The organism is Janibacter sp. UYMM211 (genome assembly GCF_040547045.1).
Lineage (GTDB): Bacteria > Actinomycetota > Actinomycetes > Actinomycetales > Dermatophilaceae > Marihabitans > Marihabitans melonis.
This window is the reverse complement of the sequence record NZ_JBEPOY010000003.1, coordinates 391,016-416,563: the sequence shown is the minus strand read 5'-3', so window position 1 is coordinate 416,563 and position 25,548 is coordinate 391,016. Positions and strand designations below refer to the sequence as shown.

Sequence of the window (25,548 nt, the reverse complement as noted above, 5' to 3'; positions counted from 1 at the left end):
GGAAGCTAAGCCCTTCAGCGCCGATGGTACTGCACTGGTGACGGTGTGGGAGAGTAGGACGCAGCCGGACAACCATTCACCACCCCCATTGCGGGGTGGACAAGAAACGCCCCGCGAGACCCCTTCTTCTTCACGAAGAAGCGATGGTCTTGCCGGGCGTTTCTTGCATGTCCGGGCCACGGCTAGTCTGAGGGCCCCCGGTAGACGAAGGAGTGAGCTGGTGAGCGATCAGCGGCGTGAAGGCGGTCCCGAGCGAGGTCGAGGCGATCGGGACGGCGGGCCGCGCGGAGCCGGCGGCGGTCGACCCAGCAGCGGCCGACCCGGAGGCGGGCGACCTGGCAGCGGTCGACCCAGCAGTGGTCATCCCGGAATCGACCGACCGGGCTCGGATCGTCGCGGACGCGACGACCAGGGCCGGGGTCGTGACAGCCGCACGGGCGCAGACCGCCCGGGTGGCCGTGACGCCCAGCGTGATCGCGACGGTCGTCCCTCTCGCGGAGGGGCGGACCGCGACGCACGGGAGAGCGGCCCTCGTCTGGTGCCCAAGCAGGGGCGCAGGCCCGAGCCGGCGATCGACGACGACGTCACCGGTGGCGAGCTCGACCGCTCCGTGCGCGGTCAGCTCCGCACCCTGAGCAAGGAGAACGCCGAAGGGGTGGCCCAGCACCTCGTCATGGTGGCCCGTCGCCTCGAGGAGGAGGACTACGTCGGAGCTCTCGCGCACGCCGAGACGGTCGTGCGTCGTGCCGGCCGGGTGCCCGCGGCTCGTGAGGCCCTCGGCTTCGTCGCGTACCGCTCCGGCGACTACGCCCGTGCGCTCACCGAGTTCCGCACGGTGCGCCGGCTCAGCGGGTCCTCCCACCTCCTGCCCCTCATGGTCGACTGCGAGCGTGGTCTCGGACGGCCCGAGCGAGCCCTGGAGCTGCTCCGCTCCCCGGAGGCTCGTGCGCTCGGCCCGGAGGACCAGGTCGAGATGCTCATCATCGGCTCCGGCATCCGTCGCGACATGGGCGCGCCCCAGGCTGCGGTGCTCGCCCTCCAGGGCAAGCTCGCCGGACCGCCCCGCCCGTGGTCGGCCCGTCTCTACTACGCCTACGCGGACGCCCTGCTCGACGCCGGCCGTCGTGACGAGGCTCGTGAGTGGTTCGGCAAGGCAGCCGTCGCCGACGCCGACGGCGAGACCGACGCCGCGGAGCGCCTCGACGAGCTCGACGGCATCCAGGTCATCGAGGACGGTGTCGAGGCCGGCGTCGAGGTCGACGAGGACAGCTCGCCGGCATGACCGACTCGCGTCCCCTCGTCGAGCGGTACGACGCACTCATCTGCGACCTCGACGGGGTGGTCTACAAGGGCGCGGTCGCCGTGCCGCACGCGGTGGACGTCCTCGAGTCGCTGCGCCAGCCGGTCGTCTACGCGACGAACAACGCCTCGCGCACACCGGCTGACGTCGCGGCGCACCTGCGGGAGCTAGGGCTCAGCGCTCTGGACGACGCCGTCGTCACGAGCTCCACCGCCGCCGCGGGAGTGCTGGCCGTAGAGCTCGATCCGGGAGCCCTGGTGCTCGCGGTCGGGGGTCCTGGGGTCGCGGACGCGCTGACCGCTGCCGGGCTCGTCCCCGTGGCGCCGTCGGCTCGTGCAGGACGGCACGTCGCCGCGGTCGTGCAGGGCTACGGTCCCGATGTCACGGCCGCGGACCTCGCCGAGGCTGCCTACGCGATCCAGGACGGCGCACGCTGGGTCGCGACGAACGTCGACCGGACGCTGCCCACCGATCGCGGTGTCGCCCCGGGCAACGGCTCGCTCGTCGGTGCCGTCCGTCTGGCCGTCGACGTCGAGCCCGAGGTGATGGGCAAGCCCGCCGCCCCGATGTACACGATCGCTGCCCGGTCCCTCGAGATCTCGCCCGACCGGGTGCTCGCTGTCGGCGACCGGCTCGAGACAGATCTCGGCGGGGCCGTGGCTGCTGGTACGGCTGGTCTGCTCGTCCTCACCGGTGTCCATGGGTGGGCCGATGCCGCTGCAGCCGGGCCGTCCACCCGGCCGGACCACGTCGTCGAGGACCTGCGAGGCCTGCTCGAGCCCTACCCCTACGGACGCGTGGAGGACGGCCGGCATCACCGGGGCTCGGCCGTGGCTGCCGTCCACGGCGGCGAGCTGCACGTCGAGGACGACGGGGTCGACGCGCTCCGCGCCGCGCTCGACGCGATCTGGGCCGCTCGAGACGCAGGAGCGAGCGAGCAGTGGTGCCGGGACTCCATGGCCGAGCTCGTCGGTACCGCGGGGTAGCGTGATCGCACGACGTGCCCGCCCGGGTGCCGCGACCGACGAAGGAGATGACCGATGGATCCCGCTCGACAGCTCGTACACCTCTCGCTGACGGTGGCGGACGGGGTGCTCTCCCGCACCCTCGACGTCGTCCGACTCGTCGACGGCCTGCTCGTCTCGGGCGCCCAGGCCAACGCCGCCTCGTCCCGGGAGCAGTCCGTGCGACGCTGGCCGGAAGAGGAGCAGGGCGACCTCGCGGGGGCGTCGGCGGCGCTGCGGACCCGCATCGAGCCCTCCTCTGCCAGTGCCGACGGGTCGGCGCGACCGGCCCGACCGGTCCGCACCCCGGCGCGGCGCGCCGCCACGACGACGAGCTCGAGCACCCCCCGGCGGGCTCGGGCGGCGGCGACGACCCCGGCGAAGACGACGACGCCGAAGACGACGACGCCGAAGAAGAGCACGGCCAGGAAGAGCACGGCCCAGAAGAGCGCTGCGACGACGACCAGCCCGGCCACGCCGTCGACGAAGAGCACCGCGAAGAAGAGCTCTGCCACGAAGAGCACTGCGAAGAAGGCTCCGGCGTCGGCGACCACCGCCTCGAAGTCCACCGCCTCGAAGTCCACCGCCTCGAAGTCCACCGCCTCGAAGTCCACCCCGGCGAAGTCCACCCCGGCGAAGTCCACCCCGGCGAAGTCCACCCCGGCGAAGTCCACCCCGGCCAAGCGCTCCGCCTCGAAGGCGTCGGCGACGACGTCCACGGCGAACCGTCCCGCGAAGAAGGCTCCGGCGACCAAGGCCGCCTCGACGAAGGCCACCTCCTCGAAGGCGTCGACGTCGACGGCCCCCACCACGAAGACCGGGGCGGGCGCGCCCCCTTCGTCCGCCGCCGCGACGGCCGCCTCCGCACCCAGCACCCCCAGCACGTCCACCCCCAGCACCTCCACGACCACGACCTCGTCGGCCGCCCCGTCGACGGGTGCCGACAGCCAGGCATGAGCTCGCACCCGGTGCCGGGGCCGCCGACGCCACGGCCGCCCGGCGTGCCGAGCCCGGCCGACGTCGCCCCGCCCGGCGAGGGAGACGCCGCCGTCGACGCGGCGCTGGCCGAGCTCGACGCCGCCGACCCGGCCGATCTCGACGCGGTGCTCTCGAGCGCCGAGTCGGTGCTCGCGACCCTGCAGCACCGGCTGCGCGACATCGGTGACTGAGCCGACGAGCCCCGCCGACGCGCGGCTCGACGTCGCGCTCGTCGCCCGGGGGCTGGCCCGATCCCGCGGTCAGGCGGCTGATCTCGTCGCCCGCGGCGCCGTGACCGTCGCCGGTCGGCCCGCCTCGAAGGTCTCCCTGCGGGTCCGCGCCGACGAGGAGATCCTCGTCGAGGGCGACGACGCGCGCCTCGTGAGCCGAGCCGCGCACAAGCTGCAGGGCGCCTTCACCACCTTCGGGCCGCAGGGCTGGCAGGTGACCTCGGCCCGCTGCCTCGACCTCGGGGCGTGCACCGGGGGCTTCACCCAGGTGCTCCTCGAGCAGGGTGCCACCGAGGTCCTCGCGCTCGACGTCGGGCACGACCAGCTCGACCCCGAGATCGCCGCGGACCCCCGGGTCGTCGACCTCAGCGGGACCACCGTGCGCGGCCTCGTCCCCACGGACATCGACGGACGGGTCGACCGGGTCGTCGCCGATCTCAGCTTCATCTCCCTACGCCTGGCCCTGCCCGCCGTCCGTGACTGCCTCGACGGCGCGGGCGAGGCGATGCTCCTCGTCAAGCCGCAGTTCGAGGTCGGACGCGCCCGGCTCGGCAAGCAAGGGGTCGTCACCGACCCGCGAGCACGGGCCGACGCCCTGCACGGCGTCCTCACCGACGCCGCGGAGCTCGGCCTGGGCGTCCTCGGCATCGCGCAGAGCCCGATCGCCGGGGGAGTGGGCAACGTCGAGTACCTGCTGTGGCTGAGCGCGCGGGCCGACGTCGGCATGCCGTGGCAGGCTCAGCTCGAGCAGGTCGCCGCCCTCACCGGCACCCGTACCCGCACCGACACGAAGGGAGCCCGATGAGCACGCGCCGCATCCTCCTCGTCGCCCACCCCGGCCGGCCGGAGGCGCTCGAGATCGCCGGCCAGGTCATCGACCGCCTGCGCGAGGCGGGCATCGAGGTGGCCCTGCCCACGGGAGAGCTCCTCGACGGACCCCTCGGCCGTGACCACGACGTCGTGCCAGCCGATGCCGACCAGCCCGGGGGCTGCGCGGCCGGCGTCGAGCTCGTCGTCGTCCTCGGCGGCGACGGCACGATCCTGCGCGGCGCCGAGATCGCCCGGGGGAGCGAGGCGCCCCTGCTCGGGGTCAACCTCGGCCACGTGGGCTTCCTCGCCGAGGCCGAGCGCGACGACCTCGAGGCGACCGTCGAGCACATCGTGCGACGGGCCTACACCGTCGAGGAGCGGATGGCCCTCGAGGTCACCGGGACCCTCGACGGCGAGCTGCTGTGCAGCAGCTGGGCGCTCAACGAGGTGACGGTCGAGAAGGCGTCGCGCGAGCGGATGCTCACCCTCACGGTCGAGATCGACGGTCGTCCGCTGTCGACCTGGGGCTGCGACGGCGTCGTCATGGCGACCCCCACGGGCTCGACCGCCTACGCCTTCAGCGCCGGCGGTCCGGTCGTGTGGCCCGGCGTCGAGGCCGTCCTCGTCGTGCCGATCAGCGCCCACGCCCTCTTCGCCCGGCCGCTCGTCCTCGCCCCGCAGGCCCACCTCGCCGTCGACCTCGTCGCCGGCACCGAGGGCCACGGGGTGCTGTGGTGCGACGGTCGTCGGGCCGTCGACCTGCCCCCGGGCGCTCGGGTCGAGGTGACCCGCTCCAGCGTGCCGGTGCGTCTCGCCCGCCTCACGAGCTCGCCCTTCACCGACCGGCTCGTGGCGAAGTTCGACCTCAGCGTCGCCGGCTGGCGAGGACGGCAGAGCGCGCAGTGATCGAGGAGATCCGCATCCGTGACCTCGGGGTCATCGAGGAGGCGACGGTCTCGCTCCACCCGGGGCTCACCGTGCTCACCGGTGAGACCGGGGCCGGCAAGACGATGCTCGTCTCGAGCATCGAGCTGCTCCTCGGCTCGCGCGCCGACGCGGCCCTCGTGCGCACCGGGGCGCAGGAGGCCGCGATCGACGCGGTCCTCGAGGTCGCCGACCCCGAGCTGGCGCGCGCCGCGGACGACGCCGGCGCCTCGGTCGAGGACGGCGAGCTCACCGTGAGCCGTGTCCTGCGCTCGACCGGACGCAGTCGGGCCTACGCCGGCGGGCGGACCGTGCCCGTCGGCACGCTCGGCGAGATCACCCAGGGCCTCGTCGCCCTGCACGGCCAGGCCGACCAGTGGCGGCTGCGCCAGAGCGCCCAGCACCGCGAGGTGCTCGACGCCTACGGCGGCGACCCGGTGCGGGAGGCAGCGACCGCCTTCGCGAAGGCGCGGCGGGCCTGGGTCGACGCGCGCCGTGAGCTCGACGAGCTGACGACGAGTGAGCAGGCCCGGGCGCAGGAGCTCGACGCCCTCACCTACCAGCTCGAGCAGGTCGACGCCGTCGACCCCCGCCCGGGCGAGGACCTCGAGCTGCGCGCCGAGAGCGAGCGCCTGGCCCACGCCGACGACCTGCGTCTGGGCTCCGCCCGGGCCCACGCCGCCCTCGCCGACGGCGAGCTGCCGGAGCGACCCGACACCCTCGCCCTGCTCGCCACCGCGGAGCAGTCGCTCGGCCCGCTCGTCGACGCCGACCCCGGGCTGGCCCCCTTGCGCGACCGTCTCGTCGAGCTGCGCGCGCTCGTCGCCGACGTCGCCGCTGATCTCAGCTCCTACTCGGCCTCCATCGAGGTCGACCCCGCCCGGCTCGACGCCGTGCACACCCGCCGGGCCGCCCTCACCGAGCTCACCCGGCGCTACGGGGGCGACGTCGACGCGGTGCTCGCCCGTCGTGACCGCTCCCGCGCCCGCGTCCTCGAGCTGCAGCAGGCCGACGACCGTCTCGGTGGCATGGCCGAGCAGGTCGAGTCCGCGGCCGCCGAGGTCGCCCGCCGCGCTGCCCACCTCACCGCGGCTCGCACGGCCGCGGCCGAGCGGCTCGGCGCCCGCGTGCAGGAGGAGCTGCGCCGCCTCGGCATGCCCCAGGCGGTCGTCGAGGTCTCGGTGACGCCGACGACGGGCGACGGGCCGGACAGCGTCCCGGCCGCCGATCTCGAGCCGGGGGATCGGGTCGTCGTCGGCGCCCACGGCGTCGACGTCGTCGAGATCCGCCTCTCCGCCAACCCCGGCAGCCCGGCCCGCCCAGTCACCCAGGCCGCGTCGGGCGGAGAGCTCTCCCGGATCATGCTCGCCCTCGAGGTCGCCGTCGCCGACGCGGGCGCCAGCGTGCCCACCTTCGTCTTCGACGAGGTCGACGCCGGCGTCGGCGGCAAGGCCGGGATCGACGTCGGCGCCCGCCTGCAGGCCCTGGCCCGCAACGCCCAGGTCCTCGTCGTCACCCACCTCGCCCAGGTCGCCGCCCACGCCGACCGCCATCTCGTCGTGCGCAAGTCGACCGACGGCGAGGTGACGTCGAGCGACGTCAGCGAGGTGAGCGGCGAGGACCGCCTCGCCGAGCTCGCGCGGATGATGGGCGGGGCCGGCACCTCCGCCGGTCTGCGCCACGCCGAGGAGCTGCTCGACGCCTGCCGCCGTCCCGCAGGGTGAGGCCGCACACCCTCGCCCCGCGCGCGCGAGCCTGGACGGGCACGGTCCCCCTTCGTGGGACGATGCCCGGGATGACGCTGCGCCCGAACCGATCTCGCTCCCGTGACGTGGACCCCTCCGGTCTGCACGGCACGGTGCGGGTCGACCGCCGCACGAAGAACCTCACGAAGCGGCTGCGCCCCGGCGACATCGCCGTCATCGACCACGAGGACATCGACCGCGTGAGCGGCGAGGCCCTCGTCGCGTGCCGACCGGCAGCCGTCGTCAACGCCTCGCCGTCGATCACCGGGCGCTACCCGAACCTCGGTCCCCAGGTCATCGTCGACGCCGGCATCCCGCTGCTCGACGACGTCGGCAGCGACGTGCTCGACCGGGTGAGCGAGGGCGAGGAGGGCCAGGTCGTCGACGGGGTGCTGCGCTGCGGTGACGTCGAGATCCCCGGCACGCTCCTCACGAGCGGCGGGGTGGCCGACGCGATGGTCGCGGCGCGCGCCGGCCTCACCACCCAGCTCGAGGCCTTCGCCGAGAACACGATGGAGTACATGCTCAAGGAGCGTGACCTCCTCTTCGACGGCGTCGGCATCCCCGACGTGCGCACGGACTTCACCGACCGGCACGCGCTCGTCGTCGTCCGCGGCTACCACTACAAGGAAGACCTGCAGGCGCTGCGCCACTACATCCGCGAGTACAAGCCGGTGCTCATCGGCGTCGACGGCGGCGCCGACGCGCTCCTCGAGCTCGGGCTGCGCCCCGACATGATCGTCGGCGACATGGACTCGGTCTCCGACGCGACGCTCACGTGCGGCGCCGAGGTCGTCGTCCACGCCTACCGCGACGGCCGCGCGCCCGGCGTCGAGCGGGTCGAGCAGCTCGGCGTCGAGGACTTCGTCGTCTTCCCCGCGACCGGCACGAGCGAGGACATCGCGATGCTCCTCGCCGACGACTGCGGGGCCAGCCTCATCGTGGCCGTCGGCACCCACGCCACCCTCGTCGAGTTCCTCGACAAGGGGCGGGCGGGGATGTCGAGCACCTTCCTCACCCGGCTGCGGGTGGGCGGCAAGCTCATCGACGCGAAGGGGGTGAGCCGGCTCTACCGGAGCAGGATCTCCGCCTGGTCGATCGTCGGGCTCGCACTCGTCGGGCTGCTCGCGGTGCTCGTCGCGATGTCCGCCACGCCCACTGGGCGTGCTCTGCTCCAGATCATCGGTGCCTGGTGGGACGACCTCTGGGCCGCACTCTCGGGGATCGTCACATGATCGACTTCCGCTACCACATGGTCTCGCTCGCGGCCGTGCTCATCGCGCTGTCCATGGGCGTCGTGCTCGGCGCCGGGCCGCTCAACGACGACATCGGCAACACCTTGACCAACGAGGTCACGCGGCTGCGCCAGGACAAGGACGACCTGCGTCGTCAGCTGACCCAGGAGCAGCGCACGGGGGAGGCCCAGGAGTCCTTCGGCGAGGAGGTCCTGCCCCAGCTCGTCTCCGGTGTGCTCGACGGCACGTCCGTCGCCGTCGTGCGCCTGCCCGAGTCCGACGACACCGAGGTCGCCGAGCTGCGCGAGACCCTCGAGCTCTCCGGGGCCAGCGTCGAGCCGACGGTCTCCGTCGCCGCCTCCTGGGTCGCCGGCGGAGAGGATGCCCAGGCCTCGCGAGAGCGCGCCGCCTCCGAGGCGCTCTCCGCGCTCGGGCGCAGCGACGCCGACGGCGCGGGGCTGGACGAGGCGCTCGGCGCCGTGCTCGGCGGTCGCGGCGAGGACGGGATGCCCGCACCGACCGACAGCCAGCGCACCGACGCCTTCGAGCGGCTCTCCGACGCCGGTCTCGTGAGCGGCGACGCCCCGACCTCGGCCGCCGACGTCGTCCTCGTCGTCGCCGGTCCGGTGGCGGGCGACCCCCAGGACTCCCCGGCCGACGCCGATCCCGCAGCCACCGCCTCGGCGACCCGGTGGGTCGAGCTCGCTGCAGCGCTCGACGCCCGCTCCGCGGGGGCGGTCCTCACGTCCGGTCCGGTGACCTACGGCTCCGGCGACGCCTCGCCGGTCACCGTCGCACGCGCCGACAGCGGTCTCAGCGAGGGGCTGAGCACCGTCGACACCCCGGAGAGCGCCGTGGGTCGCGCCGACGTCGTCCTCGGCCTCGACGAGCAGACCCGCGGCGACGCGGGCCACTACGGCCTCGCCGACGACGCCAGCGCCGCCATCCCGGAGGCCCCGTGACCGACCTGTGCTCCCTGGCCCTGCCCGCCGGGGCGGCGGTGCTGGGGGTGCACGGGATGCTGCGCGCGGTCGAGCGCGGTCCGGCCCGAGTGCGACGCGCGCTCGGCCGCACGAACTTCGCGGGTGACCCGGTCACCCTGGCGCAGGGCCCCGCGTGGGTCGGCGGGGTCGCCCTCGGCGCCCTCCTCGCCGCCGACCCGGTGGCCGCGGCCGCCGTCGCCGTGCCCGGTGCGGTGGGCCTGGTCGACGACCTCATGGGCGACCGCTCGACGAAGGGGATCCGAGGTCACCTCGGCGCGCTGCGGCGCGGCCGGGTCACGAGCGGTGCGGTCAAGGTCGCCGTCCTCGGCGCGACCGCCCTCGTCGTCGCGGTCGTCGAGCACGACCACGACGCCCCGCTCACCTCGCGGCTGCCGGCTCTCGTCGTCGACGCCGGCGTCGTCGCGGGCACCGCGAACCTCCTCAACCTCTTCGACCTGCGCCCCGGCCGGGCGCTCAAGGTCGCGGCGCTGATCGGGGCGCCGCTGCTCGTCGCCGCTCCGGGCCGTGCCCGGCCCGCCCTCGTCGCCGGTCTCGCCGCGACGGCCGCAGCGCTGCCGGGGGACCTCGCGGGTCGCTCGATGCTCGGTGACTGCGGCGCGAACGCCGCCGGCGCCCTCGTCGGCCAGGGTCTCGTGCGCTCGCTGCCGCTCGCCGGACGCGCCGGTGTGCTCGCCGCGGTGACGGCGCTCACCCTGGCCTCGGAGCGGGTGAGCTTCAGCCGGGTCATCGACCGCACGCCCGCGCTGCGGGCGCTCGACGCGTGGGGGCGCCCCACCCCTGCACCGGTCACACCGGTCACGCCGTGACCGAGGTGAGGACCGCCCCGGGGCTGCGGCGCACCGCCTCGCAGGTCGCCCTCGTCACCGTCGCCGCTCGCGTGGCCGGCCTGCTGCGCTGGGTGGCCTTCGCCCTGGCCGTCGGGGCCTCCGGCGTCGGCACCGTCTACCAGAGCGTCAACGCCGTGCCGAACCTCGTCTACGAGGTCGTCGCCGGGGGCGTCCTCGCCGCGGTCGTCGTGCCGCTCGTCGCCTCCGCCCGACGCACCGGTCGGGCCGACGAGGTCGGCTCGAGCCTGCTGACGCTCGCCGTCGTGCTGCTCCTGCCCGTCACGCTCGTCCTCGCGCTCGGCGCGCCGTGGCTGAGCAGGGTCCTGCTCGACGGGGTCGAGGCGCCCGGGGCCGCCGAGCTCGGCACCCGGCTGCTCGTCCTCTTCAGCCCCCAGGTCGTGCTCTACGGCATCGGCGTCGTCGTCGCCGGTGTGCTCCAGGCGCACGAGCGCCTCCTCGCCGCCGCGCTCGCGCCGCTGCTGTCCAGCCTCGTCGTCATCGGGACCTATCTCGCCTACGCCTGGGGTGTCGAGAGCACCCCGGCGGACACCGCGGTCCTGCCCACTGCCGGATGGCTGGTCCTCGGCATCGGGACGACCCTCGGCGTGGTCGCCCTGTCGCTGCCGCTGCTCGTCGTCGCCGCCCGCGCCGGGATCAGGCTGCGGCCGCGCTGGGCGCTCACCCCGCAGGACCGCACGCGGGCCCGCCAGCTCGCCGGTGCCGGGCTCGTCGGGCTCGTCGCCCAGCAGCTCGCCCTCCTCGCCGTCCTGCGCGTCGCGAACCGCTCGGGCGGTGACGGCACCTTCGTCGTGCACCAGTACGCGCAGACCGTCTACCTCCTGCCCTACGCCGTGCTCGCCGTGCCGGTCGCCACCACGGCCTTCGCCCGTCTCGCCGGCGACCCGGAGGGCGAGGGGGCGGCGCGCACGCTCAACCGCGCGCTGCGCGTCGTCCTCGCGCTGTCCGGGGCCGCCGCGGCCGCGCTCGTCGCCGGCGCCCCCGGGGTCGGCACGGTCTTCGGCATGCTCGACCGCAGCGCCGGCCGGGGCGAGCCGGGTCGCGCGCCGCTCGAGGCGATGCCCCAGGCCCTCGCGACGACCGCGGTCGGTCTCGTCGGCTTCAGCCTCGTCGCGCTCGCCCTGCGGGCCCTCCTCGTGCGCGGCAGCGCCCGGCGCGCCGGCTGGTCGGTCGCCGCCGGGTGGGCCGTGCTCGCCGTCGTGCCCGCGCTGTGGCTCAGCCGTGCCGACGGACCGGCCGAGACCCTCACCGTCATCGGCGCGTCGTCTGCCGTCGGCATGACCCTGTCGGCCGCGCTGCTCCTCCACGGGGTACGGCGGGCGTGGGGCGAGGAGAGCACGAGCGGCCTGCTGCGGCTGACCGGTGCCGTCGCCGCCGGTGTCGTGCTCGGCGGCGTGTGCGCGCTGGCGCTCGTGCGAGCGGACCTGACCGGCGCCGCCCAGGTCGGGGCCGCGGCGGGCCTGGGCGTCGTCTGCGCCGCCGTGTGCGCGGCGCTGGCCCTCGCGGTCGACCCCACGCTGCGCGAGGCCGTGAGGAGGCGCCCGTGAGCCGGGTCGTCCTCGTGCTCGGCCGCAGCGCCGGGGGCATCGGGGCGCACGTGCGCTCGCTCGCCGCCGAGCTCCTCGCCCTGGGCGATGACGTGCGGGTCGTGGCTCCCGGAAGCACCCACGCGGCCTTCGAGCTGCCCGGTGCCGTGCCGTGGTGGCCCGGCCGGACGGGCGCGGGCCCCACCGTCGAGAGCACGACGGCCGTGCGCCGGCTGCTCGCAGGTGCCGACGCCGTCCATGCCCACGGCCACCAGGCGGGCGTCGTCGCGGCCGCACTGCTCGCGGGGGTCGGCCGTGCCAGGCCGCGGCTGGCCACGAGCCTGCACAACGAGCTGCGGGGCGACCCGCGCTCCGCCCGGCACCGGCTCGGCACCCTGGCGGTACGGACCGCTCTCTCACGCGCCGACCTCGTCACCGGGGCGTCCACCGACCTCGTCGACCTCGCCGAGCAGCTCGGCGCCCGGCGTGCCGCGATCGACGAGGTGCCCTCGCCTCTCGTGCCGGGCCTCCTCGCCACCGACCGAGAGCAGTGGCGGGCCGCCCGTCGTGACGCGTTCCTGCGTGCCCACGACCTTCCTGTCGACCGACCCGTCGTGCTCACCGTCGCCCGCGTCGCGCCGCAGAAGCGGCTCGAGGACGTCCTCGCCGTCGCCGACCTCGTCGCGCTCGGGTCCGGGGAGGGGAGAGGGTCCCCCTTCGTCGTCGTCGGAGGGGGCGACGACGACCTGCGCCGTCGCCTCGTGTCCACGGCCGGACCCGACGTCCACCTCCTCGGGCCGAGCGACTCCGTCGTCGGCTGGCTGCTCGCCGCCGACCTCTTCCTCCTCACGAGCGAGTGGGAGGCGCGGGCGCTCGTCGTGCAGGAGGCGATGGCGGCCGGTCTGCCCGTCGTCGCCACCCGGACCGGGGGGCTGCCCGGTCTCGTCGAGGGGGTCGGTGCGCTCGCCCCCGTCGGCGACGTCGACGCGCTCGCCGCCCGCGTCCGGGACCTGCTGCGAGACACGCAGGCCCGGCGTGAGGCCGGGGAGCGGGGACGCGAGCGGGCGCGCACGTGGCCGAGCACGCACGAGCGGGCGGCCCGCTGGCACACCTGGTACGAGGGCGGCCCGGACGTGCCGTAAGGTGGAAGCCCGTGGCGGCACTCACCAAGCACATCTTCGTGACCGGAGGCGTAGCCTCCTCCCTCGGCAAGGGTCTGACGGCGTCAAGCCTGGGACATCTGCTCCGCGCTCGCGGTCTGAGCGTGACGATGCAGAAGCTCGACCCCTACCTCAACGTGGACCCGGGGACGATGAACCCCTTCCAGCACGGCGAGGTCTTCGTCACCGAGGACGGTGCGGAGTGCGACCTCGACATCGGCCACTACGAGCGCTTCCTCGGCGTCGACCTGCTCGGCAGCGCCAACGTCACGACGGGGCAGGTCTACAACCGCGTCATCGCCCGTGAGCGTCGCGGCGAGTACCTCGGTGACACCGTGCAGGTCATCCCGCACATCACCAACGAGATCAAGGACCGGATGCGGGCCGCGGCGGCCGGCAGCCCGGGGATCTCCGACGTCGACGCGCCCGACATCATCATCACCGAGATCGGCGGCACCGTCGGCGACATCGAGTCGTTGCCCTTCCTCGAGGCCGCGCGCCAGGTGCGCCACGAGATCGGGCGCGACAACTCCTTCTTCCTCCACGTCTCGCTCGTGCCCTACCTCGCGCCGAGCGGCGAGCTGAAGACCAAGCCCACCCAGCACTCCGTCGCCGCGCTGCGCCAGGTCGGCGTCCAGCCGGACGCCCTCGTGCTGCGCGCCGACCGCGAGATCCCCGCCGACATCAAGCGCAAGATCTCGCTCATGTGCGACGTCGACACCGATGCCGTCGCCGCGTGCATCGACGCGCCGAGCATCTACGACATCCCGAAGGTCCTGCACGCGGAGCAGCTCGACACCTACGTCATCCGCCGGCTCAGCCTGCCCTTCAAGGACGTCGACTGGGCGTCGTGGGACCTGCTCCTGCGCCGCGTCCACGAGCCCGAGCACGAGGTCGAGGTCGCCCTCGTCGGCAAGTACGTCGACCTGCCCGACGCCTACCTGTCGGTGACCGAGGCGCTGCGCGCCGGCGGCTTCCACCACGACGCGCGGGTCTCGATCCGCTGGGTCGCCTCCGACACCTGCCAGACGCCGGCGGGTGCCCAGCAGGCGCTCGGCGGGGTCGACGCCGTCCTCGTGCCCGGCGGCTTCGGCGTGCGCGGCATCGAGGGCAAGCTCGGCGCACTGCGCTGGGCCCGCGAGCAGCAGGTGCCCACGCTCGGCATCTGCCTGGGCCTGCAGTGCATGGTCATCGAGTACGCCCGCGACGTCGCCGGCATCGAGGGCGCGAGCTCGACGGAGTTCGACCCCGGCACCCCGGCTCCCGTCGTGTCGACGATGGAGGAGCAGAAGAGCTTCGTCGAGGGCGCGGGCGACCTCGGCGGCACGATGCGCCTGGGCTCCTACCCGGCGCAGCTGCTCGAGGGCTCGGTCGCGGCGACCGCCTACGGCGCCACGTCGGTCACCGAGCGCCACCGTCACCGCTACGAGGTCAACAACGAGTACGTCGACCAGCTGACGCAGGCCGGTCTCGTCGTCAGCGGCACGCACCCCGAGCTCGGTCTCGTCGAGTTCGTCGAGCTGCCGACCTCGGTGCACCCGTACTACGTCGCGACCCAGGCGCACCCCGAGTTCAAGTCCCGTCCCGACGCCGCGCACCCGCTCTTCGCCGGGCTCGTCGGCGCCGCCGTCCAGGCGCAGCGCGACGCGCGCCTCGTCGAGGTCGAGCGCCCCCGTCGCGACGAGGACGCCACCCGCGAGGACGACGTCGAGGTCACCCCCGCGTGAGCACGGACGGCGCGGGCCCCGGCCTGCACGACGAGCTCGTCACGCCCGACGTCCGGCGCAGCGAGGTGCTGCACGACGGCGCCGTGTGGGACGTGCGGGCCGACACCTTCGTCTACGAGGGCCAGGAGCTGACCCGGGAGGTCGTCGACCACCCGGGCGCGGTCGCCGTGCTCGCCCTCGACGACGACGACCAGGTCGTCCTCATCCGTCAGTACCGCCACCCCGTCGCCGCGCTGGACTGGGAGATCCCCGCCGGGCTGCTCGACGTCGCCGACGAGGACCCCGTCGTCGGCGCGCGCCGAGAGCTCGCCGAGGAGGTCGACCTCGTCGCCGACGAGTGGGCGGTGCTCACCGACCTGTGGACCTCGCCCGGCGGCATGAGCGAGGCGATCCGCATCTACCTCGCGCGCGGTCTGCGACCGGTGCCCGAGGCCGAGCGCTTCGAGCGCGAGCACGAGGAGGCCCACCTCGTCGTGCGCCGCGTCGACCTCGACGAGGTCCACGCCGCGGTCCTCGCGGGCACGGTGCACAACTCGACCCTCATGATCGCCGTCCTCGCGGCCCATGCGCAGCGGGCCCAGGGCTGGAGCGGGCTGCGCCCGGCCGACAGCCCGTGGCCGGAGCACCCGGGCCGCCGATGACCCCGGCCGCGGACCAGGCCCAGGCCTGCCCGTGCGGGGCGGGCACCCCCTTCGTCGAGCACTGCGGCCCCGTCCTCGACGGGACGCCCGCGGACACCGCCGAGGCGCTCATGCGCTCGCGTTACACCGCCTACGCCCTGCTGCAGCAGGGTGACCAGCGGGCCGGCGACCACCTGTGGCGGACCTGGCACCCCCGGACCCGCCCCGAGGTCGTCGAGCCCGGTCCTGGTCTGCGCTGGGTCGGCCTCGAGGTGACGCAGACCGAGGACGGCGGGGCGCAGGACGACCGCGGGGTCGTCGCCTTCGTCGCCCGGTGGACGACCGGCGAGGGGGAGCACCGCCAGGACGGCGAGCTCGTCGAGCGCTCGGACTTCGCCCGCCGTGGCGGGCGATGGGTGTACGTCGGGGCGCTCTCGGACGAGGTCTGACAGCTCCCTCGTCACGGGTCGTCTCGACTTCGTCCAAACCCCCGTCCGGAGGGGATCACCCGTCCTAGGCTGACGGCGTGGAGAAGGTCTCGACCGCGGGATACCTCGTCCTGGGTCTGATCGACCGACTGGGCGAGGCGACCCCCTATGACGTCAAGCAGGCGGCGCAGCACACCAATGCGTTCTTCGCCCTGCCGCACACGCAGATCTACGTGCAGTGCACGCGGCTCGTGTCCGTGGGCTACCTCGACGAGCAGCAGGAGGAGCACGGCCGCCGCCGCCGGCTGCTCACCGTGACGCCCGAGGGGCAGGCGGCGCTGCGCGACTGGGCGGACAGCGGCGTCGACACCCAGGTCGAGGCGCGCGACATCGCGCTGCTCAAGCTGTACTTCGAGGCCGACCCGGAGCGTCTGGCCCGCCAGCAGCTCACCGCCCACGAGGAGCTGCTCGCCCGGTACGAGGAGATCGCCGGCCAGGCCGAGGGGCTCGACCCCGGGCCGCGTCGCACGCTGCGCTTCGGGCTGGCCTTCGAGCGGATGCAGGTCGACTTCTGGAGCGGGCTCATCGCCGACGCGTGAGCACGCGTCAGGAGTCGAGCGGGCCTACTGGTACGACACGAAGCGGGGGCGCGGTCGCACGTCGAGCATCGTCTGCCGCGGGGTGAAGGTCGGGGTGTCCTCGTCGATGAAGTTCTTCCACCCCAGCTCGACCCCGTCGGGCAGGTCGGCCCGCACGGCGTCCCACGTCTGCTGCTTGAGCTCGGGGGTGCCGTGCCCGTCGGCGTGCACGACGGTGACGAGCTCCGGGCGGTCGGTGCGCAGCTGGTCGCGGTCGCGCAGCATCTGCAGCTGGAACTGGTGGAGCATGAAGACCTTCTGCGGCAGGTCGTGCTCGCGCACGAGCTCGGCCAGCCAGTCGGCGACCTCCTCGACCTCGTCGACCTCGACGTGCCCGATCTGCTCGAGCGGGCGCTGCCCGGGCTCGAGGCGCCACTCGGGGTCGAGGGCGAGACCGACGTGCGGCTCGAGGAGCAGCTCCTCGTAGCGCTTCGCCTGGCTGAGGAAGTCGGCCCGCCCGCTCTGGAGGTCGAGCAGGACGTAGACCCCGTCGTCGTGAGCCGCGTCGACCCAGGGCCGGTAGGTCGACGGGTCGCCCTCGGAGGAGTAGTCGCCGTCGGCACCGGGGGAGGAGTCGGCGATCGTCGCGATGATCTCGAAGGCCGGCAGGAAGGTGTCGCCCGTCGTCTGGGCGTACTCCTCGACGAGGTCCGTGACCCGCTCGACCGAGGCGTCGACGTCCTGCTCGCCGAGCAGCCCGAGGCCGGGGACGCCGGGGTGGCCGTACAGCGCGATCATCCGGCGGTCGCCGCCGAGCGGCAGCACCCCGCCGGTCGGCAGCTCGGTGGCGCGGGCCGCCATCGCCGCGGCGACGACGAGCGCGTCGCCGCCGAGGTGGTCGCCCTCCCCGAGGACGACGAGGGGGGTGTCGTCGAGGCGTCGCAGAGTGGTCATGACCTCGTCCTCGCGCGGGTCGGCGGCCTCGAGGACCTCGCTGTCCTCGTGCTGGCCGAGCACCGCGCGCACGGTGGCGAGCGCAGCGGCGTGGCCGGGCTCGTCGGGCGTCGTCACGACGACGCGCAGCGGGGCGTCACGGGTCACCGGGGGCAGGTCGTCGACGCTCTCCCGGGACGACACGGCCGGCCCGAAGGGGGTCCCTCCCGTCTCCTCGTCCGGCGCACCCATCCGCAGGACCGACTCGACGCCGAGCCGGTCGAGCTCGGCCCCGAGGTCGGGGCCGTCGACGAGGCAGGGGACCCCGGCGGCGACCGCTGCCGCGGCTGCGTCGGTGACGGCCTGCTCAGGTGCGTCCGGATGGAGGACGACGGCGGCGGGGGAGGAGTCGACGAGCGCCGCGGACACCGCGATCGCGCTCGCGGCCCCGTCGCCGGCGGCGACGACGGGCCACGTCGGGTCGGGGACGGGCACCGCTCCCGCGGCGGCCTCGTCGTCGGGCGAGCCACCGGGCAGGTCGACCGAGGTGCAGCCGGCGAGGCCGACAGCGCCGACCGCGCCGGCACCGGCGACCCAGCCGAGCACGGCTCGTCGGGTCGGCCGGGCGGACGGGGATGCGGTGTCGGGCCAGGTCACGGGCCCACGCTAACGACGCGGCCGGGGCCTGGCGTCGGCGCCCCGCCGCAGCGGGACGGCCCCGTGCGGTGGGCGGTCGGGCGTGGCCGAAAACCCCTTCGCGCTGTCCGTAGACTGGCCGGTGCTGCCCGCGACCGCGGTCAGGACCCTCCGCCTCGACAAGGACGACATGCTTCGCACCCACCAGGCCGGCACGCTGCGCGCCGAGCACACCGGGACCACCGTCACCCTCACCGGATGGGTGGCCCGGCGCCGCGATCACGGCGGCGTCGCCTTCGTCGACCTGCGTGACGCGAGCGGTGTCGTGCAGGTCGTCGCCCGTGACGAGGTGCTCACCGGTGCGGCTCACGGGCTGCGCGGCGAGTACTGCATCAAGGTCGTCGGCGAGGTCACCCCGCGCGAGCCCAAGGACGTCAACCCCGGTCTGCCGACCGGCGAGGTCGACGTCGTCGCGAGCACCATCGAGGTCCTCTCGGCCAGCGAGCCCCTGCCCTTCCAGATCGACGAGCGCGTCACCGTCGGCGAGGAGGCGCGCCTCAAGCACCGCTACCTCGACCTGCGCCGCCCGGGCGCGACCTCGGCCGGCGCCGGTCTGCGCCTGCGCAGCAAGGTCAACGCCGCGGCTCGCTCGGTCCTCGCCGAGCGTGACTTCGTCGAGATCGAGACCCCGACGCTCACCCGCTCCACGCCCGAGGGCGCCCGCGACTTCCTCGTCCCCGCGCGCCTCGCGCCCGGCGAGTGGTACGCGCTGCCCCAGAGCCCGCAGCTCTTCAAGCAGCTGCTCATGGTCGCCGGGATGGAGCGCTACTACCAGATCGCACGCTGCTACCGCGACGAGGACTTCCGCGCCGACCGCCAGCCGGAGTTCACCCAGCTCGACATCGAGATGAGCTTCGTCGAGCAGGACGACGTCCTCGAGCTCGGCGAGGCCGTGGCGAAGGCGGTCTGGGCGACGATCGGGGTCGAGCTGAGCACCCCCTTCGCCCGGATGACCTACGCCGACGCGATGGCGCGCTACGGCAGCGACAAGCCCGACCTGCGCTTCGGCCAGGAGCTCACGGACTGCACCGAGTACTTCGCCGGCACGCCCTTCCGGGTCTTCCAGGCCGAGTACGTCGGTGCCGTCGTCATGCCCGGCGGCGCGAGCCAGCCCCGTCGTCAGTTCGACGCGTGGCAGGAGTGGGCCAAGCAGCGCGGCGCGAAGGGGCTCGCCTACGTCACCGTCGGCGAGGACGGCGAGCTCGGCGGTCCCGTCGCCAAGAACATCTCCGAGGAGGAGAAGGCCGGTCTCGCGGCGCACGTCGGTGCGGCCCCGGGCGACGCGATCTTCTTCGGCGCCGGTGCCCCGAAGAGCAGCCGCGCCCTGCTCGGCGCCGCCCGGGTCGAGATCGGCAAGCGCTGCGGCCTCATCGACGAGTCGGCGTGGGCCTTCGTGTGGGTGCTCGACGCGCCGCTCTTCGAGCCTGCGAGCGAGGCCGTGGCCGCCGGTGACGTCGCCGTCGGCGGGGGTGCCTGGACCGCGGTCCACCACGCCTTCACCAGCCCGAAGGCGGAGTACCTCGACACCTTCGACACCAACCCCGGTGAGGCGCTCGCCTACGCCTACGACATGGTGTGCAATGGCAACGAGATCGGCGGCGGGTCCATCCGTATCCACCGCCGCGACGTCCAGGAGCGCGTCTTCTCCGTCATGGGCCTGGACGCGGAGTCGGCCCAGGAGAAGTTCGGCTTCCTCCTCGAGGCCTTCAAGTTCGGCGCCCCTCCGCACGGCGGCATCGCCTTCGGGTGGGACCGGATCTGCATGCTGCTCCTCGGGGCCGACTCGATCCGCGACGTCATCGCCTTCCCGAAGTCGGGCGGCGGCTACGACCCGCTGACCGACGCGCCCGCCCCGATCACGCCGGAGCAGCGCGCCGAGGCCGGCATCGACGCCACCCCCGAGAGCGACGAGGCCGCGCTCGGTGCGCCCGAGGTGTCGCCGACGCAGTCGTGATCTCGGTCCTGCTATGGGACTGCGACGGGGTCCTGCAGCACACGGCCCGTGACTGGGGCGCCGCGCTCGACGAGCGCGGCGGCCCCGGTCTTGCACGCCGGGTCTTCGCGGCGGAGGGGCCCGCGCTGCGCGGGGAGACCACCCTCGCCGCCGCGCTCGAGGTCGCCCTCGTCGAGCACGAGGCCACGACCGGGTCGCGCCCGGTCGAGGTGCCCGAGCTGCTCGCCATGTGGGAGAGCGTCGAGCTCGACCCGGACGCCGTCGAGGTGCTCGGTCAGGTGCGCTCGCTCGGCGTGAGCTGCCACCTGGCGACCAACCAGCAGGACCACCGCGTGCGCCACATGCGCGAGGTCATGGGCTACGACGCGCTCGTCGACGGCTCCTTCTACTCCTCGCTGCTCGGGGTAACCAAGCCGGACCCGGTCTTCTTCGAGCGCGTGCTCGACGCGCTCGGCGTGCCCGCCCACGACGTCGGCTTCGTCGACGACGTCGTGGCGAACGTCGAGGCGGCGGCCGCGCTCGGCATCCGCGCCGTGCACCACGACCCCGCGACCGGGGCCGCCGGGCTGCGACGCGACCTCGAGCCCCTCGTGCCGGGGCTGGTCGCGGTGGGAGCATGAGCCGGTGGAGATCGACCTCGACTTCTGGCGCCAGGCGTGGGTCGAGGGCCGCACGGCCTTCGACCAGCCGCGCCCGAACGACCTGCTCGTCGAGCACCTGCCGGCCCTCGGCCTCGCGCCGGGCTCGCGGGTCCTCGTGCCTCTGTGCGGTCGCAGCGTCGACCTCGACCACCTGCTCGCGGCCGGCCACGAGGTCGTCGGCACCGAGCTGAGCGAGATCGCCGTCGGCTCCTTCTTCGCCGCACGCGGCCTCGAGCCCCGGGTCGCGCGGGCGGGGGAGCGGCGGGTCTACGAGGCGCCCGGGATCACGATCTACCAGGGCGACCACTTCGAGCTCACCTCGCACGACGTCGAGGGCGTCGCCGCCGTCTACGACCGGGCCAGCCTCGTCGCGCTGCCGGAGACGCTGCGCGACCGGTACGCCGAGCACCTGCGCTCGGTGCTGCCCGCCCCGGTGCCGATGCTCGTCATCACCTTCGAGTATGACGAGGGGTCCTTCGAGGGCCCGCCGCTCAGCGTGCCCGTCGAGGAGGTCGAGCGGCTCTTCGGCACGACCCATGACGTCGAGGTCCTCGAGCGGGTCGACCTCGCCGCCCGCGGCGGCTCCTCCCGCCTCGTCGAGGCGGGGGTGCGCGGTGTCGAGGAGGTCGCGACCGCCCTTCGCCCCCGGCGGGGCTGACACGCGTCAGCGCGAGAGGAAGTCCACGAGGACGCGGTTGAGCTCGTCGGCGTGCGAGACGTTGATGCCGTGCGGCCCGCCGCTGATGACGTGCAGCTCGCTGTGGGGGATCGCCGTGTGGGTGCGGGCGCCGGAGCCCTCGAAGGGGACGGTGCCGTCGCCGTCGCCATGGACGACGAGGGTCGGCACCGTGACCTTGGGCAGGTCCTCGCGGAAGTCGCTGATGCCGAAGGACTGCATCGCCTCGAGCGCGGCGATCTTGCCGGCCTGCTGGCACAGGGTGATCGCCTCCTGGCGCTGCTCCTCGGTGACCTTGAGCTCGCCGTCGACCGAGAAGAAGTCGGTGGTGAACTGGTCGAAGAAGGCGTCCTTGTCAGCCGTGAGCGCGGCGGTCATCTTCGCCGCCTCGGCGGGCTCGAGCGGCCCGTCGGGGTTGCCCGGGGTCTTCATCATCATCGGGGGCACCGCCGCCGCGAAGACGACGCTGCGCAGCCGCTCCTCGCCGTGGTTGGCGACGTAGCGGGCGACCTCGCCACCGCCCATGGAGAAGCCGACGAGGGTGACGTCACGCAGGTCCAGCTCGGTGAGCAGCGCGTCGAGGTCGCCCGCGAGCGTGTCGTAGTCGTAGCCGGTCTTGGGCTTGTCGGCCTGCCCGAAGCCGCGGCGGTCGTAGGTGATGACGCGGTACCCGGCCGAGGTGAGCGCGGGGACCTGCTCCGACCAGGAGGCTCCGGAGAGGGGCCAGCCGTGGATGAGGACGACGGGCCGGCCGGTCCCTCCGGTGTCCTCGACGTGCACGGAGACGTCGGGGCGGATCGTGCGCTTGTCGACGGTGATGTCGGGCATGCAGGTGCTCCTAGGCAGGGGGTGCGGGGCTGTGCTCTGACGACGCTAGTTCGGCGCCGACCCTGCCCGTGGATGGGCGGGCCCCCTGTCCAGGGTCGCGTCTGCCCAGGTCAGGGCCTCGCGCCCGAGGTCCAGGCCGCGGTCTGCCCGTAGCCCAGATCGGTGTAGAGATGGCGCGCCACCGCGTTGTCGCTGTAGAGCTCGAGGGTGCACACGGGCGCCTCCGAGAGCCCGAGGCGGGTGAGCGCCCCGGTGAGCTCGCGACCCAGGCCTTGCCCGCGCGCGTCGGCCCGCACGACGATGCCGGTGAGGAGCGGGTGGCCGGCTCCGGTGTGCGCGCGGCACCCCGCGGCGAGCAGCTCGCCGGCGGCGTCGCGCACCCCGAGCCATCGCTGCCCGGGCCAGGCGAAGGGTCGGCCGTCGGTGCGTGGGTTCTCGCGCAGGATGAAGTCGGTGATCTCTGCGGCGTGCTCCTCGGGCAGGTCGACGACCCGCGCCCTCGGCGCCGGGGGCACCTCGGTGGTGACCATCCACTCCCACTGCACGAAGTCGCGGAGGTCGCCCCCGAGCGCGGCGACGACCGCCGCGGCCCGCTCGCTCTGGATCGTCACACCGGTGCAGCCCGTGCGGTCGAGCCACCGGCTCGTCGCCGGGTCGGTCATGACCTCGACGGCGAGCTCGTCGCAGCTCGCCACGAGGTTCATCGCCGTGCCGTGGGCGTGGGTCGGCCGCACGAAGGCTGCCGCCCACCCGGCCGGCGCACGCACCCCCTTCGCCTCCACGCGCGGGTCGGTGTCCCAGCGCACGTAGGGCAGGTCGTCGGTGAGCGCGAGCAGCTCGGACTTCGAGCCGATGTCCTGCACCCGGCTCACTCGGTGATCCCGACGCGCTCGTGCAGGCCCTTCATCCACCGCGGCGCCCACCAGTTCCACTCGCCGAGCACCGACATCGTCGCGGGCACGAGGAGCATCCGCACGAGCGTCGCGTCGATGACGATGGCGAGCACGAGGGCGACGCCGGTCTGCTTGACGGCGAGCACCTGCGCGAGGACGAAGCCGGAGAAGACGACGACCATGAGCAGCGCGGCGCTCGTGATGATGCGCCCGGAGCGCTGCAGGCCCAGCCGCACCGCCTCGTCCGTCGGGTGCCCCTGCTCGTGCAGCTCGACGACGCGCGAGAGCAGGAAGACCTCGTAGTCCATCGACAGCCCGAAGCCGAAGGCGAGGGCGAGGATCGGGATCGAGGCCTCCACCCCGCCCGTCGAGCTGAAGCCGAGGAGCCCCTCGAGGTGGCCGTCCTGGAAGACCCACACGAGCGCGCCGAGCGAGGCGCCGAGGGAGACGACGTTCATGACGAGCGCCTTGAGCGGCACGACGAGCGAGCCGGTCATGAGGAAGAGGAGCAAGAAGGTCGCGAGCACCACGGTGAGGACCGCGTAGGGCGCCCGCTCGGCGATGACGTCGGTGAAGTCGTGCAGCCCCGAGGCCTGGCCGCCGATGTGCCCGGCGAAGGGGGGGCGCTGCTCGTGCAGGGCGTCGACGAGGTCGCGGCTCGCGTCGCCCAGCCCGCCGTCGCCGGTGCGCAGCTCGACGACGCGCACCTGGGTGCCGGAGCCCGCCTCGCCGACGGTCTCGACGACCGGGTCGGTGACGAGACCGGGCAGCTCGCTCGCCGCCCCCTTCGCCCACCGGGTGACCTCCGACTCGGGGGCTGTCGTCACGTAGGTGACGTCGGCGCCGGCGAGGTCGGGGTAGTCCTCGCGGAAGGTCTCGAAGAAGGTCCGCTCGGGCGCCCCCTTCGGCAGCATCTCCGGGCCCGAGGAGGTGAGGTGCAGGCGCAGGGCCGGCAGGGCGAGGGTGACGAGGAGGGCGAGGACGACGGCGATGACCGCCCACGGCGCCCGCTGCACCCCGCTCGCCAGACGAGAGAAGACACCCGCGTCGGGGGCCTGCTCGGTGCCGCGGCGCAGCAGACGGCGCGCGGAGAGCGCGCACAGCGCCGGGATGAGGCTGACCCCGACGAGCAGCGCGAGGACGACGATGGAGACGCCGGCGGCGCCCGACGCGCGCATGAAGACGACGGGGAAGAAGAGCAGCCCGGTGAGAGAGATCGCCACGGTGACCGCGGAGAAGATCACGGTCCGTCCGGCACGGTCGAGGGTGAGCCCGGTGATGTGGGCGACGTCGGCGGGCGTGAGGGTGTCGGCGGGGGCGCCGTCGAGGACCCCGCGCGCCTCCTCGCGGAAGCGCGAGACGACGAGCAGCCCGTAGTCGATGCACAGACCGAGGCCGAGGACGGTGACGATGTTGACGACCGTCGCGTCGAGGTCGATGACGTGGGCGAAGCCGAAGAGGGTGGCGAGCGCGCCGCCGATCGAGGCGACCGCGCCGAGGATCGGCAGCCCGGCGGCGAGGAAGCCGCCGAAGACGACGACCATGATCGCGAAGGAGACGGGCAGGGCCAGACCCTCGCCGGTCTTCATGTCCGAGCCGACCTGGCCGATGATCGCGTCGACGAGGGCCTGGACGCTGCCGCGCTGGCTGTCGGTGGCCCGCGACGCGCTGACGACCTCGTCGAGCTGGGTGCTCACCTCGGCGCGGGCCGCCTCGAGCTCGGCGTCGCCGAGCCCGTCGTCGTAGGTGACGACCGTCGCGAAGCCGTCGGGGTCGTCGGCCGGGCCGGTGACGAAGGGGGCGGCCGCCGGGTCGCGCGGGCCCTGCTCGAAGACGAAGGGGTTGACGACGGAGGCGACGCCGTCGACGTCGGCGATGGCCTGCACCGCGTCGGCGTTGCCGCGGGCGACCTCACGGTCGTCGAGGTCGGCGACGCCCTCGACGAGGAGGGTGTCGGTCGTGAAGCCGCCCCCGCCCGCGCTGTCGAGGAGGGCGCTCGCCCGGTCGGCCTCGCCGGGGGCGACGATGTCGCCGGAGTGCAGCCGGTCGAAGAGGCCCTCGCCCGTCACCGCGCCGAGCGCGGTGGCGAAGGAGAGGACGACGAGGACCAGCCAGGTCGTCACGACCGCCCAGGGGCGGCGGCCGGTGAGGACGCCCCACCGGTAGAGCGCCGAGCGGCGGGTGGGGGTGCGCGTCACCGGGACATCGTGCCAGGTGGGCGGGGGTCGCCCGGCGCGGGTGGCTCGGCGCGGGTGGCTCGGCGCTGGTGGCTCAGCGCGGGAGCCGGTCGAGGAAGTCGGTCTGTGCCGCGACGAGGCACTCGCGGGCGGCGTAGAGGTCGAGCCACTGCGCGGTGTCGACCTCGGGGAAGGACCGGCGTCGACCGGAGCGGGGCGGCCACTCCATCTCGAAGGTCTCGCTCGCGACGAAGGCGAGCTCGGCGCCCGCCTCGACTGCCCAGACGTGCACGCGCTTGCCGCCGGACTGACGGACCTCGCCGAGGTCGGTGCGGGGACCGGGTGGTGCGTCGACGCCCACCTCCTCGCGGAACTCGCGCTCGGCGGCGGCCAACGGCTCCTCGTCGGCGCCGTGCTCGCCCTTGACGACGCTCCAGGCACGCTCTCGGCGGGCCCACAGCGGTCCGCCCATCCGGGCGACGAAGACGAGCGTGCGCTCGCCGTCGTGACGGTAGGGGAGGAGTCCGGCGCTCGTGCGGGGCATGCGGCGACGCTACGCCCGAGGTCCGACGACGCCAGGGCGAAGGGGCGGCCCGCCCGGGGCGAAAGGGGGGCGTTGCCCGCGCGAAGGTGGCG

At 74.3% G+C, this 25,548-nt stretch carries 23 protein-coding genes; 18 read left to right on the top strand and 5 right to left on the bottom strand.

The window, feature by feature from the left end:
- The first annotated feature begins 538 nt into the window (after window positions 1-538).
- The 15 genes from ABIB53_RS11160 (at window position 539) to ABIB53_RS11090 (ending at window position 16,135) form a co-directional block, all read left to right on the top strand.
- Window positions 539-1,282, top strand: coding sequence for a tetratricopeptide repeat protein (locus tag ABIB53_RS11160; protein WP_191563667.1), 744 nt, complete (start codon window positions 539-541; stop codon window positions 1,280-1,282).
- Entirely contained in the window at window positions 1,279-2,286 is a 1,008-nt protein-coding gene (locus ABIB53_RS11155) for an HAD-IIA family hydrolase (protein ID WP_354588195.1), read from the top strand. The genes ABIB53_RS11160 and ABIB53_RS11155 overlap by 4 nt, the downstream gene beginning before the upstream one ends.
- A 971-nt stretch (window positions 2,287-3,257) precedes the next feature.
- Window positions 3,258-3,473, top strand: coding sequence for a hypothetical protein (locus ABIB53_RS11150; RefSeq protein ID WP_354588194.1), 216 nt, complete (start codon window positions 3,258-3,260; stop codon window positions 3,471-3,473).
- Window positions 3,466-4,317, top strand: a complete 852-nt coding sequence (locus ABIB53_RS11145; protein ID WP_354588193.1) for a TlyA family RNA methyltransferase — start codon at window positions 3,466-3,468, stop codon at window positions 4,315-4,317. The genes ABIB53_RS11150 and ABIB53_RS11145 overlap by 8 nt, the downstream gene beginning before the upstream one ends.
- Window positions 4,314-5,228 (top strand): NAD kinase, encoded by a 915-nt coding sequence (locus ABIB53_RS11140; protein WP_068276314.1) that lies wholly within the window; start codon window positions 4,314-4,316, stop codon window positions 5,226-5,228. Before ABIB53_RS11145 ends, ABIB53_RS11140 begins: the two co-directional genes overlap by 4 nt.
- The gene (gene recN / locus ABIB53_RS11135) at window positions 5,225-6,970 is read left to right on the top strand and encodes a DNA repair protein RecN (RefSeq protein WP_354588192.1); all 1,746 of its coding nucleotides are present in this window, start codon (window positions 5,225-5,227) and stop codon (window positions 6,968-6,970) included. The genes ABIB53_RS11140 and recN overlap by 4 nt, the downstream gene beginning before the upstream one ends.
- 71 nt (window positions 6,971-7,041) lie before the next feature.
- Window positions 7,042-8,226: a putative cytokinetic ring protein SteA gene (steA, locus tag ABIB53_RS11130; protein ID WP_354588191.1), complete on the top strand. Its 1,185-nt coding sequence runs from the start codon at window positions 7,042-7,044 to the stop codon at window positions 8,224-8,226.
- Window positions 8,223-9,188, top strand: a complete 966-nt coding sequence (locus ABIB53_RS11125) for a copper transporter (protein ID WP_123091599.1) — start codon at window positions 8,223-8,225, stop codon at window positions 9,186-9,188. The genes steA and ABIB53_RS11125 overlap by 4 nt, the downstream gene beginning before the upstream one ends.
- On the top strand, window positions 9,185-10,036 hold the full coding sequence (locus ABIB53_RS11120) for a hypothetical protein (protein ID WP_354588190.1): 852 nt from the start codon (window positions 9,185-9,187) through the stop codon (window positions 10,034-10,036). Before ABIB53_RS11125 ends, ABIB53_RS11120 begins: the two co-directional genes overlap by 4 nt.
- Complete coding sequence (locus tag ABIB53_RS11115) at window positions 10,033-11,622, top strand: lipid II flippase MurJ (RefSeq protein WP_163562363.1); 1,590 nt, start codon at window positions 10,033-10,035, stop codon at window positions 11,620-11,622. The genes ABIB53_RS11120 and ABIB53_RS11115 overlap by 4 nt, the downstream gene beginning before the upstream one ends.
- Complete coding sequence (locus ABIB53_RS11110; RefSeq protein WP_354588189.1) at window positions 11,619-12,743, top strand: glycosyltransferase family 4 protein; 1,125 nt, start codon at window positions 11,619-11,621, stop codon at window positions 12,741-12,743. Before ABIB53_RS11115 ends, ABIB53_RS11110 begins: the two co-directional genes overlap by 4 nt.
- An 11-nt stretch (window positions 12,744-12,754) precedes the next feature.
- Window positions 12,755-14,488 (top strand): CTP synthase, encoded by a 1,734-nt coding sequence (gene pyrG / locus ABIB53_RS11105; RefSeq protein ID WP_068276301.1) that lies wholly within the window; start codon window positions 12,755-12,757, stop codon window positions 14,486-14,488.
- Entirely contained in the window at window positions 14,485-15,129 is a 645-nt protein-coding gene (locus ABIB53_RS11100; RefSeq protein WP_191681314.1) for an NUDIX domain-containing protein, read from the top strand. The genes pyrG and ABIB53_RS11100 overlap by 4 nt, the downstream gene beginning before the upstream one ends.
- Window positions 15,102-15,557 carry a YchJ family protein gene (locus ABIB53_RS11095; protein WP_354588188.1) on the top strand — a complete coding sequence of 152 codons (456 nt, stop codon included), beginning with the start codon at window positions 15,102-15,104 and terminating at the stop codon, window positions 15,555-15,557. The genes ABIB53_RS11100 and ABIB53_RS11095 overlap by 28 nt, the downstream gene beginning before the upstream one ends.
- Before the next feature lie 77 nt (window positions 15,558-15,634).
- Window positions 15,635-16,135 (top strand): PadR family transcriptional regulator, encoded by a 501-nt coding sequence (locus tag ABIB53_RS11090; RefSeq protein ID WP_123091604.1) that lies wholly within the window; start codon window positions 15,635-15,637, stop codon window positions 16,133-16,135.
- A gap of 24 nt (window positions 16,136-16,159) precedes the next feature.
- Here ABIB53_RS11090 and ABIB53_RS11085 read toward each other — a convergent pair whose 3' ends face one another.
- A complete protein-coding gene (locus ABIB53_RS11085; RefSeq protein WP_354588187.1) occupies window positions 16,160-17,704 on the bottom strand; it encodes a hypothetical protein in 1,545 nt (514 codons plus the stop codon).
- Between the two features lie 169 nt (window positions 17,705-17,873).
- Between ABIB53_RS11085 and aspS the strand changes: the two genes are divergently transcribed.
- Genes aspS through ABIB53_RS11070 form a run of 3 tightly spaced genes read left to right on the top strand, consistent with a single transcriptional unit; the run spans window position 17,874 to window position 20,996 of the window.
- The gene (gene aspS, locus ABIB53_RS11080; RefSeq protein WP_201468288.1) at window positions 17,874-19,697 is read left to right on the top strand and encodes an aspartate--tRNA ligase; all 1,824 of its coding nucleotides are present in this window, start codon (window positions 17,874-17,876) and stop codon (window positions 19,695-19,697) included.
- On the top strand, window positions 19,694-20,317 hold the full coding sequence (locus ABIB53_RS11075; RefSeq protein ID WP_354588186.1) for an HAD family hydrolase: 624 nt from the start codon (window positions 19,694-19,696) through the stop codon (window positions 20,315-20,317). Before aspS ends, ABIB53_RS11075 begins: the two co-directional genes overlap by 4 nt.
- A 4-nt stretch (window positions 20,318-20,321) precedes the next feature.
- Window positions 20,322-20,996 (top strand): thiopurine S-methyltransferase, encoded by a 675-nt coding sequence (locus ABIB53_RS11070; RefSeq protein ID WP_354588185.1) that lies wholly within the window; start codon window positions 20,322-20,324, stop codon window positions 20,994-20,996.
- A gap of 6 nt (window positions 20,997-21,002) precedes the next feature.
- Here ABIB53_RS11070 and ABIB53_RS11065 read toward each other — a convergent pair whose 3' ends face one another.
- The 4 genes from ABIB53_RS11065 to ABIB53_RS11050 all read right to left on the bottom strand — a co-directional run bounded on the left by ABIB53_RS11065 (window position 21,003) and on the right by ABIB53_RS11050 (window position 25,456).
- Window positions 21,003-21,842: an alpha/beta fold hydrolase gene (locus ABIB53_RS11065; RefSeq protein WP_354588184.1), complete on the bottom strand. Its 840-nt coding sequence runs from the start codon at window positions 21,840-21,842 to the stop codon at window positions 21,003-21,005.
- Window positions 21,843-21,952: 110 nt separating this feature from the next.
- Window positions 21,953-22,714 carry a GNAT family N-acetyltransferase gene (locus tag ABIB53_RS11060; protein WP_354588183.1) on the bottom strand — a complete coding sequence of 254 codons (762 nt, stop codon included), beginning with the start codon at window positions 22,712-22,714 and terminating at the stop codon, window positions 21,953-21,955.
- The gene (locus ABIB53_RS11055; protein ID WP_354588182.1) at window positions 22,711-24,933 is read right to left on the bottom strand and encodes an MMPL family transporter; all 2,223 of its coding nucleotides are present in this window, start codon (window positions 24,931-24,933) and stop codon (window positions 22,711-22,713) included. Before ABIB53_RS11055 ends, ABIB53_RS11060 begins: the two co-directional genes overlap by 4 nt.
- Before the next feature lie 73 nt (window positions 24,934-25,006).
- Window positions 25,007-25,456: an NUDIX hydrolase gene (locus ABIB53_RS11050; protein WP_354588181.1), complete on the bottom strand. Its 450-nt coding sequence runs from the start codon at window positions 25,454-25,456 to the stop codon at window positions 25,007-25,009.
- Between the last annotated feature and the right edge of the window lie 92 nt (window positions 25,457-25,548).

Coding starts and splice junctions, on each gene's coding strand:
- ABIB53_RS11155 (WP_354588195.1), top strand. CDS start 1,279: ATGACCGACTCGCGTCCCCTCGTCGAGCGGTACGACGCACTCATCTGC.
- ABIB53_RS11150 (WP_354588194.1), top strand. CDS start 3,258: ATGAGCTCGCACCCGGTGCCGGGGCCGCCGACGCCACGGCCGCCCGGC.
- ABIB53_RS11140 (WP_068276314.1), top strand. CDS start 4,314: ATGAGCACGCGCCGCATCCTCCTCGTCGCCCACCCCGGCCGGCCGGAG.
- steA (WP_354588191.1), top strand. CDS start 7,042: ATGACGCTGCGCCCGAACCGATCTCGCTCCCGTGACGTGGACCCCTCC.
- ABIB53_RS11125 (WP_123091599.1), top strand. CDS start 8,223: ATGATCGACTTCCGCTACCACATGGTCTCGCTCGCGGCCGTGCTCATC.
- aspS (WP_201468288.1), top strand. CDS start 17,874: ATGCTTCGCACCCACCAGGCCGGCACGCTGCGCGCCGAGCACACCGGG.
- ABIB53_RS11065 (WP_354588184.1), bottom strand. CDS start 21,842: ATGCCCGACATCACCGTCGACAAGCGCACGATCCGCCCCGACGTCTCC.
- ABIB53_RS11050 (WP_354588181.1), bottom strand. CDS start 25,456: ATGCCCCGCACGAGCGCCGGACTCCTCCCCTACCGTCACGACGGCGAG.